The organism is Pseudomonas sp. MCal1 (assembly GCF_026341415.1).
Taxonomy (GTDB): Bacteria; Pseudomonadota; Gammaproteobacteria; order Pseudomonadales; family Pseudomonadaceae; genus Aquipseudomonas.
Map to the genome: position 1 here is coordinate 213,335 of NZ_JAKUMP010000004.1, position 18,517 is coordinate 231,851.

The following is an 18,517-nucleotide window of genomic DNA, read 5'->3' on the forward strand; positions in this document are numbered from 1 at the left end:
ACGGATTCTCGACCCTCCGACCGGAGGGTTTTTTTTGCCCGGATTATTTGCGCGCCTTGAGGATCACGAACTTTGGTGTGGCCGCGACTTGCTCGACGCCCCGGAACAGCCGCGCCAGTTTGCTGTGATAACCCAAATGACGGTTGCCGACGATGTACAGCGCACCGCCAACCACCAGCGCTTCGCGGGCCTGCTGGAACATGCGCCAGGCGAGGAAGTCGCCAACCACCTGTTGCTGATGGAATGGCGGGTTGCACAGTACTACGTCCAGCGATTGCGCTTGCTGCCCGGCCAGACCGTCGCCGGCGCGCACGATCACTTCACGTTCGCCCAGCGCCGCACGCCAGTTTTCGGCGGCGGATTGCACGGCCATGAACGATTCGTCCACCAGCGTGTAATGCGCCTCGGGGTTTTGCAGGGCGCTGGCGATGGCCAGTACGCCGTTGCCGCAGCCTAGGTCGGCAACTCGTGCCGAGCCGAGGTTTTTTGGTAGATGCGGAAGGAAGGCGCGGGTGCCGATGTCCAGCCCTTCACGGCAGAACACGTTGGCGTGGTTGAGCAGTTCGATGGCCGGCTCGTCGAGGCGATAACGGGTCGGGTAGGGCGAGACGGCGGGTGCCTTGGCCTCGGGCGTGGCAATCAGCAAGCGCGCCTTCTTCACTGCCAGCGAAGCCTGGACCGGCCCGATGTAGCGCTCCAGAAGATCACCGGCGGCGCGGGGCAAATGCTTGACCATCGCCGCTGCTACCACTTGCGCACCGGGTGCCAATTGGCCTTGCAGGCGAATCAATTGCTCTTCCAGCAGCGCCAGGGTTTTCGGTACGCGGATCAGTACCCGGTCGAACGGCCCGACCAATGGTTCGCTGGCGGGAACGCCTCGGAGAGCATCAAACACCTGGCCATTGCGCAGCAGGTTTTTTTCCAGCCCCTGAAACGCCAGGAACGAATCACCGCTGGTGCTGATCTGCACTTTGCCTGCGAGGCTGATGGCCAGCGCGCCGAAACTGTCGTTGAGCACCAATACTCGGGTATCCGCCGGCAGATTCTGTTCGGCCAGATGATTGAGCAGGTATTCGTCAGCCGCATCGAAAGCTTGCAGCGGTTCGTTCTGCTGTTCGGGCTGGCGGATCAGATCAAGCTGGGCGAAGGGCGTATCGAGCAAAGGCATGGGGCGGGGACTCTGGGTAATCGAGGGGTGTCCCGCGGCTCAGGGTATCGTGCGGCGGAACCGACCGAGTGGACAGCGGCGCGAAAGACCTGCGACATCACTCAGGAAGGCTGCAAATGGTACGTTTTTTTTGTTGGTAATACTCGTCTGATTTCAGGGCGGTGTTCGAGATTGATCTAGAGATATCCGGCCTTGGCGGCGGCGATGACGGCTGAAATCTTGTTGCAGGTATTGAACTTGATGATCAGGTTTTTGATGTGATAGTTCACGGTTCGTTCGGCTACATTCAGAATCTGGCCGATTTCCCAGGCGGTCTTGCCCAAGGCACACAGCCTGACGATCTCGATCTCGCGTATGGACAATCGCACGGGTGGTGGTTTGGCCGGCATTGGCGGGAGGGCAGTGACGAACAACTCACTCAAATGCTGCAAGACGTATTGCAACACTCCGTATTCGTTATACAACTCAAGGGCATAAATTTCGCAATGGGTTCTTGCCAGACTGATTGTGCAGCACAGGCCATGTTCTTCGTTGTGATACGACTGCGACCAGCCATGCCCCATTCCATGATTTTGAAGCGCGCTCCACATGAGGGGGGCCTTTGAGAACGCTTTTCTGCTCCAGAGAAATGGCAACATAGACTGATAGCAATATGCTGTTATTGGATCATCAATGCTGTAAATTTCTTCGTATTCTGCGTTCCATTCAGGCGTGAAGTTATTGATGCAAAACGGTTTAAAAGATTGAGAGGCAGGCCGCGATATTGTAATGCCACAAAACTGGAAGCCAATATTGTTGGCAAAATTTTTCAAAATCGGGAAAGCATTCTCGATTTCCTTCGCGCGCGTCAGTTGTTCAATCTGAAATTCCTTCCACCTTTCCATTTTGGCTCTTCTCCAAAAAACGCTGGGGTGCTGGTTGTTGGATCCAATTTATTCAGCACGGATTGGAGTGTAGGACGCTTCCTGCGTAGCCGTTTAGTTTTTTTTGTTCTTGGGCGGGGTGTCTAATTGGAATATCTAAAAAATATCTATATGTCAGAAATCATTTAATCATCTTTGATTTTTGAGTTAATTAGATTTTTTAGAGCAGTGACACTATTGCATGCCATTACAAACTGTCAGTGTTTCAATATTGATTAATGCGTGACAATCGGGTCCTTGTTGATGGAGTGACCCAATGACAGCCAGCAGCGAAAAATACAGCCGTCAGACATTGCTCGATGTTCAACCGCTGACCCCGAACCTGTTTACCCTTCGTACCACGCGGGATGTCGGTTTCCGTTTCCGCGCCGGGCAATTCGCGCGGATCGGAGTCACTCGTGAGGACGGCAGCACGGTGTGGCGCGCCTACTCGATGGTGTCTTCGCCTTACGACGAGTTTCTTGAATTTTTCTCCATCGTGGTACCAGGCGGCGAATTCACCAGCGAACTGAGCCGGCTGAAGGCGGGCGACAGCTTGCTGATCGAGCGCCAGGCCTTTGGATATCTGACGCTGGATCGCTTCATTGATGGCCGCGATCTCTGGTTGTTATCCACAGGAACGGGGGTGGCGCCGTTTCTGTCGATCCTTCAGGACTTTGAGGTGTGGGAGAAGTTTGAACGAATCATCCTGGTCTACAGCGTGCGAGAAGCTCGGGAACTGGCCTATCAGCAGCTGATTGCCGAGCTGACGCAGCGCGACTATCTGACTGAATATGCTCATAAATTCCAGTTTATTCCGGTGGTCACCCGTGAACCGTATGCCGGCGCTCTCAACGGGCGCATCACCACGCTGATCGAAAATGGCGAGCTGGAGAGGATGGCAGGCGTCGAGCTGACGCCGGCGCATTCGCGAGTCATGCTCTGCGGTAATCCACAGATGATCGATGACACCCGGGCCTTGCTCAAGCAACGCGGCATGGCCTTGAGCCTGACTCGGCGACCGGGGCAGGTAGCGGTGGAAAACTACTGGTAAGAAAACGGCGCCCTCAGGCGCCGTTTCAGTCTTCAAGGCCGGTTGTTCCGGGCCTTCAGCAGATCGCGGATCTCGCCCAGCAGTTCTTCTTCCTTGGTCGGTACCGGCGGCAAGGTAGGCGCCACGGCTTCTTCGCGCTTCAAGCGATTGATGACTTTGACGCCCATGAAAATCGCGAAGGCGACGATCACGAAATCAAGAACGCTCTGGATGAATTTACCGTAAGCCAGCACCACCGCAGGGGCACTGCCCTCGGCGGCTTTCAGCGTAATGGCCAGGTCAGTGAAATCCACCCCGCCGATCAGCAGGCCGATTGGCGGCATGATTACATCGCCGACGAACGACGAAACGATCTTGCCAAAGGCTGCGCCGATGATGATACCAACGGCCATGTCGACCACATTGCCTTTGACCGCGAAGGCCTTGAACTCGCTGAGCACGCCCATAGTTATTTCCTTGTTACAGATGAGTTTGGTGTACGCAGTGTAAATCAGCATAACGCGTCCTGCGCGTAACACCTTCTTACAAAGCCCGTTTTTATCGACACATCAATTCTCGATTAGTTTGCAAAGTGCCACCAATCGCGCGCGGAATACGCTGCAAGCGGCTGATCCTGAAGAAAAAACGTTCAATCACGGCGTAGCGATCTTTCTCAGGTGTGGCGAACCGAGCTCCTGGCCTGTGTCTGGCGCACCTGGATGCGCCTCAAAAACAAAGGAATCTGAAGTTAATTCCACACTTTATTCAGGGGTTTATTCCGCGCAGCGTTGGTGTATTGGTCGCCAGCTTATTGACCTTTTCCGTGAACGCTACACCGCTGCCCGTGACAACGGTCCGGCGGTCGGCGACTTCTTCTCCCATGTACCGAAACCACCCGCACATTGATCCAGTTGTATTCCAACTCAGGGGCACCAGCCCGTTATCGGGAGGTGGACGGGAACAGTGTGCATGCCTACAGATTGGTCAATAACAAAGGCGATTTGCACTATTTGAAGTTTCACTGGAAAAGCTTGCAGGGCATCCGCAACAAGTTGTGCAAGTTGAGGGCCGGAATTACAGAAGTGTGACTGACAATTGGTAACAAATATTTACAAGGAAAACTTTTAAATAAAATTTGTACATTCAAGTTTTGAATTCGCAAGATTTGTCCAAGTTTGATTTCGATTCTCTTGAGTTGGTCGAGTGACGGCGAGATCTTTCAATTTCCGGCAATTGACCGGCAGCACCGTCGCGCGTCTGGCCGGCGGAGAAATCTGTCCCGATGCGCCGCGCTGATGGGTGATGGCTGCGTTATCATCGCGGTTTTTGCCGGGGGTTCAGATGGCCAAGGCCAAGCGCATGTACGGCTGCACCGAGTGCGGCGCAACCTTTCCCAAGTGGGCCGGGCAGTGCGGCGAATGCGGCGCCTGGAATACCCTGACCGAAACCATGGTCGAGAGCGGCGGTGCCGCCGCTCCGAGCGGGCGCACCGGCTGGGCCGGGCAGCAGGCCCAGATCAAGACCCTGGCCGAAGTCAGCATCGAAGAAATTCCACGTTTTTCCACAGCCTCCGGCGAACTCGACCGAGTGCTCGGCGGTGGCCTGGTGGACGGTTCGGTGGTACTGATCGGCGGTGATCCTGGCATCGGCAAATCGACGATTCTGTTACAGACCCTGTGCAACCTCGCCAAGAACATGCCGGCGCTGTATGTCACTGGCGAAGAATCCCAACAACAGGTTGCCATGCGCGCCCGTCGCCTGGGCCTGCCCCAGGATCAATTGCGGGTCATGACCGAAACCTGCATCGAAACCATCATCGCCACCGCCCGCCAGGAAAAGCCCAAGGTGATGGTGATCGACTCGATCCAGACGATCTTCACCGAACAACTGCAATCGGCACCGGGTGGCGTGTCCCAGGTGCGCGAAAGTGCGGCACTGCTGGTGCGGTACGCCAAGCAAAGCGGTACGGCGATTTTCCTGGTCGGCCACGTGACCAAGGAAGGCGCGCTCGCAGGGCCGCGCGTTCTGGAGCATATGGTCGACACCGTGCTGTATTTCGAAGGCGAATCCGACGGTCGGTTGCGTTTGCTGCGGGCGGTGAAAAACCGTTTCGGCGCGGTCAATGAACTCGGCGTATTCGGCATGACCGACAAGGGCCTGAAAGAAGTCTCCAACCCTTCGGCGATTTTTCTCACACGTGCTCAGGAAGAAGTCCCGGGCAGCGTGGTCATGGCGACGTGGGAAGGCACCCGGCCGATGCTGGTGGAGGTCCAGGCGCTGGTGGATGACAGTCACTTGGCCAACCCGCGTCGAGTCACCCTGGGTCTGGACCAGAATCGTCTGGCGATGTTGTTGGCTGTTCTGCATCGTCATGGCGGCATTCCGACCCACGATCAGGACGTGTTCCTCAACGTGGTCGGCGGGGTGAAAGTACTGGAAACCGCCTCCGACCTGGCGTTGATGGCCGCCGTCATGTCGAGCCTGCGTAATCGTCCGCTGCCCCACGACTTGCTGGTGTTCGGTGAAGTCGGTCTGTCCGGCGAAGTGCGCCCGGTGCCGAGCGGTCAGGAGCGTCTGAAGGAGGCCGCCAAGCACGGCTTCAAGCGCGCGATCGTGCCAAAGGGCAACGCGCCGAAGGAAGCGCCGGCAGGGTTGCAGATCATAGCGGTGACGCGGCTGGAGCAGGCGCTGGACTCGTTGTTCGAGTAATCAGAGTTCCATCAACGCGCCAAGCTCCCGTTCGAGCTCGGCCTCATCCCCGAGGTTGAGTTCGATCAGGCGTCGCAGGCGCTGGATCGATTCCAGGCTGATGTGCCGGCACTGGAAACCCAGTTGGCCATGATCGTCGTGCGCCAGTTGCACATCCATCTGAATGTCGATGTCGTTGCTCAAATGAATGTCGACGTTAAAGTCCTGCGTTTCATCCCCCAGCCACGGTTCCGGTTTTTCGATCAATAGGCCCTTGAGCGACAGGTCGATCAATTTCACCGGCCAGATGTACTCGCCCTGGCTCAATTCGGTCTTGGCATCGAACGCAATACGTTTGAAGCGGCGACGCTCGCTCATGGCGCAATCCTCTTGAAAGTACGCTGACTATAGACCCGCCTCATCGAGCGCTGCCAGTACGGCGGGGCGTCAGACCAATGTCGGGGTATGGCCTTTGCCGCCAGTAGCGCTAAACTCGGGGTGGCTGTCTTTCTTGTCCACCCTGGCTGGAATAATAAAATGAAAAATAATAATAGCCTGCTACGCCACTTACCCTGGCTGCTGCTGGCAATCGTAGGAGCGTGCGCCCTGGGCGTAGTGGCATTGCGCCGAGGCGAGGCGATCAACGCCTTGTGGATTGTGGTCGCCGCCGTGGCCATCTATCTGGTTGCGTATCGTTACTACAGTCTGTTCATCGCTAACAATGTGATGCAACTCGATCCGCGTCGGGCCACCCCCGCCGTGCTCAACAATGACGGTCTGGACTACGTTCCGACCAACAAACACATTCTCTTCGGTCACCACTTTGCGGCCATCGCCGGCGCGGGGCCGCTGGTCGGCCCGGTACTGGCGGCGCAGATGGGCTATCTGCCCGGTACGCTGTGGCTGATCGCCGGCGTGGTGCTGGCGGGCGCGGTGCAGGACTTCATGGTCCTGTTCATGTCCACCCGTCGCAACGGCCGTTCCCTGGGCGACATGGTGCGTGAAGAAATGGGCCGCATCCCCGGCACCATCGCCCTGTTCGGCTGCTTCCTGATCATGATCATCATCCTCGCGGTGCTGGCGCTGATCGTGGTGAAAGCCTTGGCGGAGAGCCCGTGGGGCATCTTCACCGTAATGGCGACCATCCCTATCGCGATGTTCATGGGCATCTACATGCGCTACATCCGTCCGGGCCGCATCGGCGAGATTTCGGTCATCGGCGTTTTGCTGCTGCTCGGTTCTATCTGGCTGGGCGGGCAGATTGCCGCCGATCCGGTCTGGGCCAAGGCCTTCAGCTTCACCGGCGTGCAAATCACCTGGATGCTGATCGGTTATGGCTTCGTCGCCGCCGTTCTTCCGGTGTGGCTGATCCTTGCCCCGCGTGACTACCTCTCCACCTTCCTCAAGATCGGTACCATCGTCGCCCTGGCGATCGGCATCCTGGTGACCATGCCCGAGCTGAAAATGCCGGCCCTGACCCAGTTCGTCGACGGCACCGGCCCGGTATGGAAGGGCGGCCTGTTCCCGTTCCTGTTCATCACCATCGCGTGCGGTGCGGTATCGGGTTTCCACGCGCTGATCTCGTCCGGCACCACGCCGAAGCTGCTGGATAACGAAACCAACGCCCGTTACATCGGTTACGGCGGCATGCTGATGGAATCGTTCGTGGCCATCATGGCCATGGTCGCGGCCTCGGTGATCGAGCCAGGCGTGTACTTTGCCATGAACAGCCCGGCTGCCGTGGTCGGCGGTGATGTGGTGGCTGTAGCGACTGCAGTCAGCAACTGGGGCTTCGCGATTACCCCGGATGCCCTGCAAGCCGTAGCGCATGACATCGGCGAAACCACCATTCTGGCCCGTGCCGGTGGTGCGCCGACCCTGGCGGTCGGTATCGCGCAGATCCTGCACAGTGTCCTGCCGGGTGAAAACACCATGGCGTTCTGGTACCACTTCGCGATCCTGTTCGAAGCGCTGTTCATCCTGACCGCTGTCGATGCCGGTACCCGCGCCGGTCGCTTCATGCTGCAGGACCTGCTCGGTTCCTTCGTACCCGCACTGAAACGTACCGAATCCTGGACTGCCAACCTGATCGCCACCGCCGGTTGTGTGGCGATGTGGGGCTGGTTGCTGTATCAGGGCGTGATCGATCCGCTGGGTGGTATCAACACCCTGTGGCCGCTGTTCGGTATCTCCAACCAGATGCTGGCCGGTATCGCGCTGATGCTCGGCACCGTGGTTCTGATCAAGATGAAGCGCCAGCGCTACATCTGGGTCACCCTGTTGCCGGCCACCTGGCTGCTGATCTGCACCACGACGGCGGGCTTCATCAAGCTGTTCGACGCCAACCCGGCGATCGGCTTCCTGTCGCTGGCCAAGAAGTACAACGATGCGCTGGCCGCAGGCCAGGTGCTCGCACCAGCCAAGAGCGTCGAGCAGATGCAGCACGTGATCTTCAACGCCTACACCAACGCAACACTGACCGCGCTGTTCCTGTTCGTGGTATTCAGCATCCTGTTCTATGCGCTCAAGGTCGGCATCGCCGCCTGGGGCAAAAAAGAGCGTACGGACAAAGAATCGCCATTCCAGGCCCTGCCGGACGCGTAACCAGAGGATTGCAGCATGTTCAATGACCTGAGTCGCCTCGGTAAATACCTCGGTCAGGCCGCGCGCCTGATGGTCGGCATGCCCGACTACGACACCTACGTCGAGCATATGCAGACCAAACACCCGGACAAGCCGGTGATGAGCTACGAGATGTTCTTTCGCGAACGTCAGGAAGCCCGTTACGGTGGCAAGGGTGGGCCGAAGTGCTGTTGATCTGACAGCCTTCGGTTGATGTAGTCCCCAACTGTGGGAGCGGGCTTGCCCGCGAAAGCGGTGTGTCATTGAGCAATGATGTCGACTGACACGACCCCTTCGCGAGCAAGCCCGCTCCCACATTTGTTTTGTGTTGTTCATCAATTTTGTGAAGGGGATCGATGTTGTCTTCTCCAATACCTGTAACGGTGCTCAGCGGTTTCCTCGGCGCCGGCAAGACCACCTTGCTGCGCCACCTGTTGAAAGCCGAGCACGGCCTGAAAATCGCCGTGATCGAAAACGAATTCAGCGACGCCGGCATCGACGCCCAATTGCTCGGCGACGAGCCGGTGCAAGTCATGACCCTGGCCAACGGCTGCGTCTGCTGCACCATTCACACCGATCTGACCAAGGCCCTGTACCTGCTGCTCGAACGGCTGGACAGCGGCGAAATCGCTTTCGATCGCCTGGTCATTGAATGCACCGGCCTGGCTGACCCGGCGCCAGTGGCACAGACCTTTTTCATCGACGAAGAATTGCGCGAGCGCTATTTGCTCGACGGCATCATCACTCTCGTCGACGCAGCTCATGCCGAGTTGCACCTGACCCAGACCATCGCCCAGGCGCAGATCGGTTTTGCCGACCGCTTGCTGGTGAGCAAGACCGATCTGGTGGACGAGGCAGCGTTCACTGCGCTCAGCGAACGCCTGACCCGCATCAACCGTCGTGCGCCGATTCGCGTGGTCGAACACGGCAACATCGATCTGGCTGAATTGCTCGATGTGCGCGGTTTCAATCTGAATGCCGATCTCGGCGGCGGGGTGAGTCTGCGGCCGGTGAGCAAGGCGCCGTCCATCGACCGGATTTCCAGTCTGGTGCTGCGTACCGATCAGCCGCTGGATATCGATCAGCTCAGCGAATTCATGAATGAATTGCTGGAAGAGCACGGCAAGCAATTGCTGCGCTACAAAGGCGTGTTGAACATAGCGGGCGAAGATCGTCGGCTGGTGTTTCAGGGCGTGCTGAAACTCTACGGCTTCGACTGGGACACCGAGTGGGCCGAGGGCGAGGCGCGGGAAAGCGTGATCGTGTTTATCGCCGATGATTTGCCGGAAGAGAAAATCCGCGCGGGGTTTGCCAGGGTGGCGGCAGGCTGAAGGCTGTTCGGTGCCTGTGATGCAGTCATCGCGGGCAATCCCGCTCCCACAGGTCAAGCGGCGGGCACAATGTTTTTGGTCGCCTCAAACCCTGTTGGAGCTGGCTTGCCAGCGATGGCGGTTCAACCGGCAACACAATGTTCGAGGGATGAGCCTAGTAAGGTCTGCTCAAGATGATCCAGATGTCGATTCATCAACCTGTCGGCTTTGGAAAGATCTCTGCGCTCCACCGCCTCAACCAACGCCAGATGTTCCTCCCACGCGCAACATCTGTGCGTCTGCTTACCGCATCGCGCAATCGCCAGTGAGGTCAGCGGCACCAGTGTGCCGAGAAAATGCGCCAGCGGTGCATTCCCGGCCATCTTCGCCAGTTGCAAATGGAACTCCCCGGACAGACGAATCGCCGCACCGCGTCGATCTTTATCCACAGCCTGGCGCTCACGCTCGATCAGGGCGCGCAGGCGTTTCAGGTCTTCAGCCTGCGCATGCTGACAAGCCAATCGCACCAGCGTGTTTTCAGTCAGACGCCGGGCGTGCAGCGCCTGACGTGTCTGCTCGGCGTCCGGCGCGGCCACTCGCGGTCGATGGTTGGCCCGCAGCACGATGATCTGTTCGTGGGACAACTGGGTCAGCACCCGACGCACATCAGCGCGGCTGACACCGAACATCTGCTTCAGGCTTTCTTCGGTGAAACGGCTGGCGGTATCGAGGCGCTGTTCGAGGATCGCGTCGAGCAGGCGCGGATACAGATCGTCCACCGGCGCGTGCAGGCGGGAGAAGGGCAGGGGCGCCGAGGTCGGGCGAGGGTGCGACGGCGTGGCAAGACTGTTCATGGCCGGTCTCCAGTGTGAGGCGTTTCAGTGGCTCAGGTTGTCATCCGGAATATTCAGCGCGATGCCCATCCGCTGGCCTTCACGCAGGATGTGCCGGCGCATTTCGGCACTGGCCTGTGCGCTGTTCTTGCTGCGGATCGCGCGCACCACGGCTTCGTTTTCTTCAAGGCGTTCGGCCAGGTGCTCCGGTGAATTGCGCAGCACTTCGGCACTTTGCTTGAGGGCGTTGCTGGTCTGTTGCACCACGCTCTGGAAAATCGGGTTCGAGGTCAGGGTGAACAGTTCTTCGTGGAAGGCGATGTAGGCACTGACCCCGGCTTCGCTGTCGCCCGCTTCGAGGGCTTCGCGCATGTCCATCAGGGTCAGGCGCAATTGCCCGACTTCCTTGCTGCTGATCGACTGCGCCACCAGACCGACAATGAACGGTTCAAGGGTGTAGCGCAGTTGCAGCACGTCTTCGAGGCTGGCGCCGGCCACAGCGCTGTCGTGGCTTTGACTGTCACCGGCCTGAGCGTCCAGCACGACCACGCCTTTGCCCGGCATCGAGCGCACCAGGCCGAGGGTTTCCAGCACGATCACTGCTTCGCGCAGGCTCGGGCGGCTGATGCCCAGTTGTTCGGCCAGTTCACGCTGGCCCGGCAGCATCTCGCCGGAGCGCCACTGACCCCGGGCGAGGGCGGCCCGGAGTTTTTCGACCACTGAGTTGACGACGGTTGATGTAGTAATCACGTGTTCGCTCCATGAGCCGTGCCTGCATTGGCGCAGGCACGGCGCTCATTCAGAATTCTTTGGCCGCCGCTTGAGCGACCGTTTTTCTCGGCTGAAAGTTATAGCCCTGCTCGCCGTTGAGCACCTTGTTCGCCCGTTGCACGTCGATGTCCTTTTCCCAGCGGGCGATGGCCACGGTGGCGACGCAGTTGCCGATCAGATTGGTCAGCGCCCGGCCGATACCCATGAACCAGTCCACGGCGAGTACCAGCACCAGACCGACCACCGGAATTGCCGGGATGGCCGTCAGCGTGGCGGCGAGAATCACCAGCGCCGAACCGGGAATGCCGTGGGCGCCTTTGGAGGTAATCAGCGACACCAGCAAAATCGTCAGCAGGTCGGTCATGGCCAGCGGCGTGCCGGTGGCGTTGGCAATGAACACGATGGCCAGGGTCAGGTAGATCGAAAAACCGTCGAGGTTGAACGAGTAACCGGTAGGAATCACCAGCCCGACAGTCGAGCTGCCGATGCCCAGATGTTCAAGCTTGCGCATGATCTGCGGCAGCACGGCGTCGGAGGACGCGGTGCCCATGACGATCAGCAACTCTTCACGCAGGTACTTGAGCAACGGCCACATGCGCAGGCCTGACAGGCGCATCACCAGACCGAGAATCAACGCGACGAAGGCGATGCAGGTCAGGTAGAACAAACCGACCAGACTGCCCAGGTGTTGCAGCGAATCGAGGCCATATTTGCTGGTGGTGAAGGCGATGGCGCCGAACACGCCGATCGGTGCCAGACGTACGATCATGCCCATGATCCGGAAGATCACATGGCTCAGTTCGTTGATCAGCCGCGAGATCCCGGAAGCCGCTTCGCCCACCAGATTCAACGCGCTGCCGAACAGCACCGAAAACAGCAGCACTTGCAGGATGTTGTTATCGGCGAAAGCGCCGAGCACCGAAGTCGGGATCAGGTCCATCAGGAACTGAGTGGTGGTGTGCATGTGCTGGCCGCGCTCGGCGATGTCGCCCATGTCGGCGGCGGAAAGTTGCTCCAGATGGATGTTGGCGCCGCTGCCGATCCCGGTGCTGAAGGCGAACACCAGACCGATCACCAGAGCGATGGTGGTCAGCACTTCGAAGTAGATCACCGACTTGAGGCCGATGCGCCCGACCTTCTTCAGGTCGCCGGCGCCGCTGATGCCACTGACCACCACGCAGAACACGATCAGGCCGATGAGCATCTTGATCAGTTTGATAAAGCCGTCGCCGAGCGGTTTGAGCTGGGCCGAGTATTCAGGGAGGGTCAGCCCGCAGACGATGCCGAGCACCAGTCCGAGAACCACTTGAAGAAAGATTGAACGCGAGCACCATCTGAGCATGGGAGGAATCCTGGTCGGTGTCCTGGCTGCCTTGCGCGGGGCGCATCGGATTCAGGACTTAATTATTGTGGTCTTACCGGTATGTCCAGTGCGGGTGCAGTCTAGGCGCTGTTTTTTGCGGATCGCAAGTGAAAAATGACGAATTGGCATGACCGGTCTGACCAGTTAGGCGCCAGGCCCCGACCTTGAGCCGTTTGGTGTGGAAAACTTTTTCGCAGACGAAAAAAAACCGGCCAGTGATGGCCGGTTTTTCATGCTGCGGGTTTAACGTCGCGATTAAGCGCCGTATACCGGCAGTTTCTTGCAGATGGCTTTGACTTTCTCACGAACGGCGTCGATCACCGCTTCGTTGTTCAGGTCAGCCAGGATGTCGCAGATCCAGCCAGCCAGCTCTTTGCACTCAGCTTCCTTGAAGCCGCGAGTGGTCACAGCCGGAGTACCGAAGCGCAGGCCGGAAGTGACGAACGGGGAGCGTGGGTCGTTTGGCACGGAGTTCTTGTTCACGGTGATGAACGCTTTGCCCAGAGCGGCGTCGGCGTCTTTACCGGAGATTTCCTGCTTGATCAGCGACAGCAGGAACAGGTGGTTTTCAGTACCACCGGAAACCACGTCGAAACCGCGCTCGATGAACACGCCGGCCATGGCCTGGGCGTTTTTCACCACTTGTTGCTGGTAAGCCTTGAACTCAGGCTGCAGTGCTTCCTTGAAGCAGATCGCTTTGGCGGCGATCACGTGCTCCAGCGGGCCACCCTGGGCGCCCGGGAATACCGCGGAGTTCAGCTTCTTCTCGATGTCGGCGTTGGCCTTGGCCAGGATCAGGCCACCACGTGGACCGCGCAGGGTCTTGTGGGTGGTGGTGGTCACGACGTCAGCGAACGGAACCGGGTTCGGGTAGACGCCAGCGGCGACCAGACCGGCCACGTGAGCCATGTCGACGAACAGGTAGGCGCCAACCTTGTCGGCGATGGCGCGGAAGCGCGGGAAGTCCAGAACCTGGGAGTAGGCAGAGAAACCGGCCACGATCATTTTTGGCTTGTGTTCTACAGCCAGGCGTTCGACTTCGTCGTAGTCGATCAGGCCGTTGGCGTCGATGCCGTACTGGATGGCGTTGTACAGCTTGCCGGAGGAGGAAACGCTGGCGCCGTGGGTCAGGTGACCGCCGTGCGCCAGGCTCATGCCCAGGATGGTGTCGCCGGCCGACAGCAGGGCCAGGTAAACAGCGGCGTTGGCCTGGGAACCCGCGTGTGGCTGAACGTTGGCGTAGTCGGCGCCGAACAGTTCCTTGGCGCGGTCGATGGCCAGTTGCTCGACAACGTCGACGTACTCGCAACCACCGTAGTAGCGCTTGCCCGGGTAGCCTTCGGCGTATTTGTTGGTCAAAACCGAGCCTTGAGCTTCCATCACCGCTGGGCTGGTGTAGTTCTCCGAAGCGATCAGCTCGATGTGTTCTTCCTGGCGCCGGGCTTCTTGCTCCATGGCGGCAAAAAGATCGGCGTCGTACTTGGCAATAGTCAAATCACGGCTGAACATGGCGGTCCTCAAGGATCGGGGGCAGAAAAGGGGGGCATTCTAACCCAACGGGTTTTGGATGGCATATGAAACGACATCATGTCGCAGACAAGTGGCGTTCATGACCAGATATGTGGCGTCCGTGCCGGCCTTTTCGCTGACCAGCCGGGTCGCACAGTAACCGAGGCCGGCCCGCGATTTTGTGATCGACATCAATCCCTGTGGAAGCGAGCTTGCTCGCGAAGGTCGCGCCGCTGATCTTCAGTCGAACATGAACAGCGCATCATTGCTGAACTGCGCCTCGAACCGTCCCGCCGGCATCGGCCGTCCGAACAGATAGCCCTGAACCTCGTCGCAGCCATGCTCGCGCAGGAAGTCCAGTTGTTCATGGGTTTCCACACCCTCGGCGATCACCGCCAGATTCAGGCTGTGAGCCATGGCGATGATCGCCCGGGCAATCTGCGCGTCCTGCTCGCCGGACGGCAGTCCGTCGACGAAGGTGCGGTCGATCTTCAGCACGTCGATCGGGAATTGCTTGAGGTAGTTCAGCGACGAGTAACCGGTGCCGAAGTCGTCGACCGCGATGCTCAGGCCGAGGTTCTTCAGACCGGCAAGGATCTGCATCGCCTCGCTGACTTCGCGCATCAGGATACTTTCGGTCAGCTCCAGTTCAAGGCACGCCGGCGGCAGGCCGGTTTCCTTGAGAATCGTGGCGATCCGCGTACCGAGCTGGCCGTCGGAGAACTGCCGGGCGGAAATGTTCACCGAAACCTTCGGCACGCGCACGCGGCTCTGATGCCAGGTCTTGAGCTGGCGGCAGGCCTCGCTGATCACCCAGTCGCCGACGTCCACCACCAGCCCGAGCTCTTCGAGCACCGGAATGAAATCTCCCGGCGGCACCAGTCCGCGACGCGGATGACGCCAGCGCAGCAGGGCTTCGGCACCGGTCAGGCGTTTGCCGTCGCCGCTGAACTGCGGCTGGTAATACAGCACGAATTCGTTTTGCTCGAGGGCGTGGCGCAGATCGCTTTCCAGTTCCAGACGCTCCAGCGCACTGGCGTTCATGTCGGCCTGATAGAACTGGAAGTTGTTCTTGCCGCGCTCCTTGGCGTGATACATCGCGGTGTCGGCGTTCTTCATGAGCTGGCTGAGTTCGTTGCCGTCCTGCGGGCTCAGGGCGATGCCGATACTGGCGGTGACGAAGAATTCGCGACCTTCGAGCACGAACGGCCGAACGAGGCTGGCGAGGATCTGCTCGGCCACGTGGATCGCACGGTTCAGCGCCATCTCGCGGCTGGAACGATGTTGCAGCAGCAGGGTGAATTCGTCGCCACCCATCCGCGCCACGGTGTCGTCATCGTCGACACAGGCTAGCAACCGTGTGGCCATGTCCTTGAGCATGCGGTCGCCGGCCGCGTGACCGAGGGAGTCGTTGATCGGTTTGAAACGGTCGAGGTCGAGGAACATCAGCACCACCCACGACTTCTGCCGTTCGGCCGATTGCAGCGCGGTGTGCAGCCGATCCTGGAACAGCGTGCGGTTCGGCAGGTGGGTCAGGGCGTCGTAGTAGGCGAGGCGGTGAATCCGCTGCTCGCTGGCCTTGCGCTCGCTGATGTCGCTGAAGAAGCACACGTAACTGGCCAGGTCGCCCTCGTCGTCGAGCACGGCGGTGATGCCCACCCATGCCGGGTAATGCTCGCCGTTGCGGCGCTTGAGCCAGACTTCGCCTTCCCAGGTGCTGTGCTGATGCAACTGCTTGAGCACGTAGCGCAGGTGCGCGTCCTGCTGTTCGTCGACGGTCAGCATGTTCGGCAACTGGTCGAGCACCTCGCTCACCGCGTAACCGCTGACCCGACTGAACGCCTCGTTGGCCTGGACGATATAGCCGGCCGGGTCGGTGATCAGGATCGCCGAGGTCGAGTGCTCGAATACCGTGGCCGCCATGCGCAGGTCTTTTTCGGCGCGGCGCTGCTGGCTGATGTCGCGACCGACCCCGAGCACGCCTTCGAACGCACCGTGCTCGTCCCACACCAGCACCAGACGCAGTTCGATCGGGATCTTGCGGCCATCGGCACGCAGGCAGTCGAACAGGAACAACTGGGTCTGCACCTGGCTACGCAAAATCACCAGTTGCTCGGGTTTGCCCAAGGCTTTGCTGACCCGATCCATCAGGAGATAGATGCCGCTCAATTGCTGCGGGTTAGCGATGGTCGATTGCCAGCCGTTCTGGAAAATCCATTCGGCGTCATAGCCCAGCACCGCCTGCACCGACGGGCTGACGTAGTTCAGCGAGAGCTTGCTGTCGGTGGAGAAAATCACGTCGCTGATGCTTTCGGCGAGCATCCGGTAACGCTGCTCGCTGTCGCGCAACGATTCGCTGGCTTCGATCTGCTCGGTGATGTCCTTGGCCACGCCGATGATCCGCGTGACCTGATCGTGCTTGTCCCGCGCCAGCGCCTGTTCGCGAATGTCGAAACGCCGCCACTTGCCGTCGCGATGACGGAAGCGCAGCTGGCATTGCAACAACTGGCTGTAACCGGCGTGACGCTGCATCTGCCGCGAGCGGTGGTAATAGTCGGCATCTTCCGGGTGCAGGAGGATTTCCCAGAAGTACTCGCCCATCTGATGCAGTTCGGTGCGGTTGTAACCGAGGGTCTGGCCGAGGTGGTGATTGCTGAAAATCATCCGCTGGCTGATCACATCCTGCACGTACAGATGATCCGGCACGGTGCGCACCACGTCCGACCAGAAACCTTCGCGCTCCAGCAGCGACAGCTCGATCAGCTTGCGGCTGGTAATGTCGTTGATGCTCAGGATCACGGCTTTGTAATCGTGCTGCTCCTCAGGCAGGCGCAGCACCAGCCACAGGTGCTGGTCGCGGCCATTGATGTCCGGCAGTTTGATTTCCAGTTCCAGCTGCTTTTGCTGCTGAAGCACGGCGTCGAGTACCTGATTGCCGATGGCGCACTGACTGTGCGGCTGGCCGTCGATCAACAGTTGCCAGGCGTGATCGCAAGAATTGACGTTGAGCAGTTGCAACGCGACCTGGTTGACCTCGGTGACCCGCAATTCGTGGAGCAATTGCTGGCGCTGCGCCGGCTGGTCGAGCCAGGCCTTGAGCTGGTCGCTGGTCTGGATCTGGGCTTTCTCGAAAACCTGCTTGAGTCCCGAAAGATCGAGCACGCACAACGCCACCCCGGTGCCTTCGAAAATATCCTGATAACGCCGACGCCCTTCATGCACCTGGCGCTGGCGGCGACGCATGTTGAGCAATGCGATAAACGGCAGCAGCGAGAGCGCCAGGCCCAGCAGGCATTTGCCGATGAACGCCGGCAGCAGTTGTTCGAGCACATGCTGGCGGTCGAACAGGCCACGCAGTTGCCAGTCGCTGCTGCTCAGCGGCACGGTCAGCACGCTGTTGGCCAGATCGTCCGGGGTCAGGGTGCTGGTCTTGGTGGACGGCAGGGCTTTGTCACGGCTGATGATCTGATGATTGACGCGGTTTTCCACCAGCCACAATGGGCGGATACCGCTGTCGCCCTGTTTGGTCAGCGCGTCGAAGAAGGTCGGCGTCAGGCGCAGCGCCCAGTAACCGCGCGTGCTGCCGCTGGCCTGATGCAGCAACAGATGCACTACCGAACCGTCGTCGGCGTTACTGAAATAATGGGCTTGAGCGCGGCTGCGGCGCACCAGATCGCTGAGGTAATCGGCGTCGTGGCTGTCGGTGGCGCTGTCGCTGAGGATTTTTCCGGACGGGGTGAGCAGCGCGAGGCTGCGCAGGTCGGGCAACGATTGCTGAAGCTTGCGCAGCAGCGCCTGCTGTTCGTCGGCCGACTGGGGCTGTTCGACGATCGGTAGCAGATTGAGGGCGATCTGCGCGTTCAGCGCCATGTTCAGGCTGACCTGAGCGGCGAGGTCGGCGGTGTAGTCGATGGTGTACTGGCGCTGGTTTTTCTGGGTTTCGTGCAGTTGATCGAGCAACTGCCAGAACAGCAGCGCCAGCAGCATCAGCACCAGTGTCGCCAGCGCGCCTTTCAATGTTCCGCGCAGGGGCGAGCCGGGCGCCGGTTGGGTGCTGCTCACAGAGGCTGGCGGAGTGACGTTGGACAAGCTGTAATCCTGCGGTCTGGCTGGACTGGCGCGACGTGCACTATAAGCCGGACGCCCAAGGGGCGGCTAGCATGCCTTGAGTTGTGGCGAAGTGCCAGCCCCACTCGGCTGGACTGCCTTCTGTCATTAAGGTAGCTTTGCCGGTTACGCGGGAGCCCAGACACTGTTAAAACTACTGCGCTCGGAAATACTGCGTTGAAAACAGGCTCGGACTGCTCATTTACAACCC

General features: G+C 59.5%; 14 protein-coding genes and 1 pseudogene. 6 read left to right on the forward strand and 9 right to left on the reverse strand.

Annotated elements, in window-relative coordinates:
* Nucleotides 1–43: 43 nt before the first annotated feature.
* Together MKZ87_RS09275 and MKZ87_RS09280 are read right to left on the reverse strand one after the other, a co-directional pair.
* The gene (locus MKZ87_RS09275; protein WP_227233596.1) at nucleotides 44–1,168 is read right to left on the reverse strand and encodes a methyltransferase; all 1,125 of its coding nucleotides are present in this window, start codon (nucleotides 1,166–1,168) and stop codon (nucleotides 44–46) included.
* Between the two features lie 176 nt (nucleotides 1,169–1,344).
* On the reverse strand, nucleotides 1,345–2,052 hold the full coding sequence (locus MKZ87_RS09280; RefSeq protein ID WP_266200693.1) for an autoinducer binding domain-containing protein: 708 nt from the start codon (nucleotides 2,050–2,052) through the stop codon (nucleotides 1,345–1,347).
* A 295-nt stretch (nucleotides 2,053–2,347) separates the two neighbouring features.
* On the opposite strand from MKZ87_RS09280, the gene MKZ87_RS09285 reads away from it, so the two are divergent.
* Nucleotides 2,348–3,124: a ferredoxin--NADP reductase gene (locus MKZ87_RS09285; RefSeq protein WP_266200695.1), complete on the forward strand. Its 777-nt coding sequence runs from the start codon at nucleotides 2,348–2,350 to the stop codon at nucleotides 3,122–3,124.
* A gap of 32 nt (nucleotides 3,125–3,156) precedes the next feature.
* Here MKZ87_RS09285 and mscL read toward each other — a convergent pair whose 3' ends face one another.
* Complete coding sequence (gene mscL / locus MKZ87_RS09290; RefSeq protein ID WP_266200752.1) at nucleotides 3,157–3,570, reverse strand: large-conductance mechanosensitive channel protein MscL; 414 nt, start codon at nucleotides 3,568–3,570, stop codon at nucleotides 3,157–3,159.
* Nucleotides 3,571–3,970: 400 nt separating this feature from the next.
* Here mscL and MKZ87_RS09295 point away from each other — a divergent pair.
* Both MKZ87_RS09295 and radA read left to right on the forward strand, forming a co-directional pair.
* Nucleotides 3,971–4,298 (forward strand): annotated as a pseudogene (locus MKZ87_RS09295) (catalase); the annotation flags it as partial.
* 146 nt (nucleotides 4,299–4,444) lie between these two features.
* The gene (gene radA, locus MKZ87_RS09300) at nucleotides 4,445–5,812 is read left to right on the forward strand and encodes a DNA repair protein RadA (RefSeq protein WP_085689697.1); all 1,368 of its coding nucleotides are present in this window, start codon (nucleotides 4,445–4,447) and stop codon (nucleotides 5,810–5,812) included.
* On the opposite strand, the gene MKZ87_RS09305 is transcribed toward radA, so the two are convergent.
* Nucleotides 5,813–6,169 (reverse strand): PilZ domain-containing protein, encoded by a 357-nt coding sequence (locus tag MKZ87_RS09305; RefSeq protein WP_085697549.1) that lies wholly within the window; start codon nucleotides 6,167–6,169, stop codon nucleotides 5,813–5,815. It lies immediately after the preceding gene.
* Nucleotides 6,170–6,328: 159 nt separating this feature from the next.
* Here MKZ87_RS09305 and MKZ87_RS09310 point away from each other — a divergent pair, with 159 nt between their 5' ends.
* The 3 genes from MKZ87_RS09310 (at nucleotide 6,329) to yjiA (ending at nucleotide 9,744) form a co-directional block, all read left to right on the forward strand.
* Complete coding sequence (locus MKZ87_RS09310; protein WP_085697548.1) at nucleotides 6,329–8,395, forward strand: carbon starvation CstA family protein; 2,067 nt, start codon at nucleotides 6,329–6,331, stop codon at nucleotides 8,393–8,395.
* A gap of 15 nt (nucleotides 8,396–8,410) precedes the next feature.
* Nucleotides 8,411–8,608, forward strand: a complete 198-nt coding sequence (locus MKZ87_RS09315; RefSeq protein ID WP_003228401.1) for a YbdD/YjiX family protein — start codon at nucleotides 8,411–8,413, stop codon at nucleotides 8,606–8,608.
* 161 nt (nucleotides 8,609–8,769) lie between these two features.
* On the forward strand, nucleotides 8,770–9,744 hold the full coding sequence (gene yjiA / locus MKZ87_RS09320; protein WP_176247737.1) for a GTPase: 975 nt from the start codon (nucleotides 8,770–8,772) through the stop codon (nucleotides 9,742–9,744).
* A 122-nt stretch (nucleotides 9,745–9,866) separates the two neighbouring features.
* Here yjiA and MKZ87_RS09325 read toward each other — a convergent pair whose 3' ends face one another.
* From MKZ87_RS09325 to morA, 5 genes are all read right to left on the reverse strand, one after another.
* A complete protein-coding gene (locus MKZ87_RS09325; protein WP_085703152.1) occupies nucleotides 9,867–10,577 on the reverse strand; it encodes a GntR family transcriptional regulator in 711 nt (236 codons plus the stop codon).
* 24 nt (nucleotides 10,578–10,601) lie between these two features.
* Nucleotides 10,602–11,306, reverse strand: coding sequence for a FadR/GntR family transcriptional regulator (locus tag MKZ87_RS09330; protein ID WP_085697546.1), 705 nt, complete (start codon nucleotides 11,304–11,306; stop codon nucleotides 10,602–10,604).
* A 49-nt stretch (nucleotides 11,307–11,355) separates the two neighbouring features.
* Complete coding sequence (locus tag MKZ87_RS09335) at nucleotides 11,356–12,669, reverse strand: C4-dicarboxylate transporter DctA (protein WP_085608708.1); 1,314 nt, start codon at nucleotides 12,667–12,669, stop codon at nucleotides 11,356–11,358.
* Between the two features lie 276 nt (nucleotides 12,670–12,945).
* Entirely contained in the window at nucleotides 12,946–14,199 is a 1,254-nt protein-coding gene (glyA, locus tag MKZ87_RS09340) for a serine hydroxymethyltransferase (protein WP_085697545.1), read from the reverse strand.
* 240 nt (nucleotides 14,200–14,439) lie between these two features.
* A complete protein-coding gene (gene morA / locus MKZ87_RS09345) occupies nucleotides 14,440–18,288 on the reverse strand; it encodes a cyclic di-GMP receptor MorA (protein ID WP_085697544.1) in 3,849 nt (1,282 codons plus the stop codon).
* Nucleotides 18,289–18,517 lie beyond the last annotated feature (229 nt).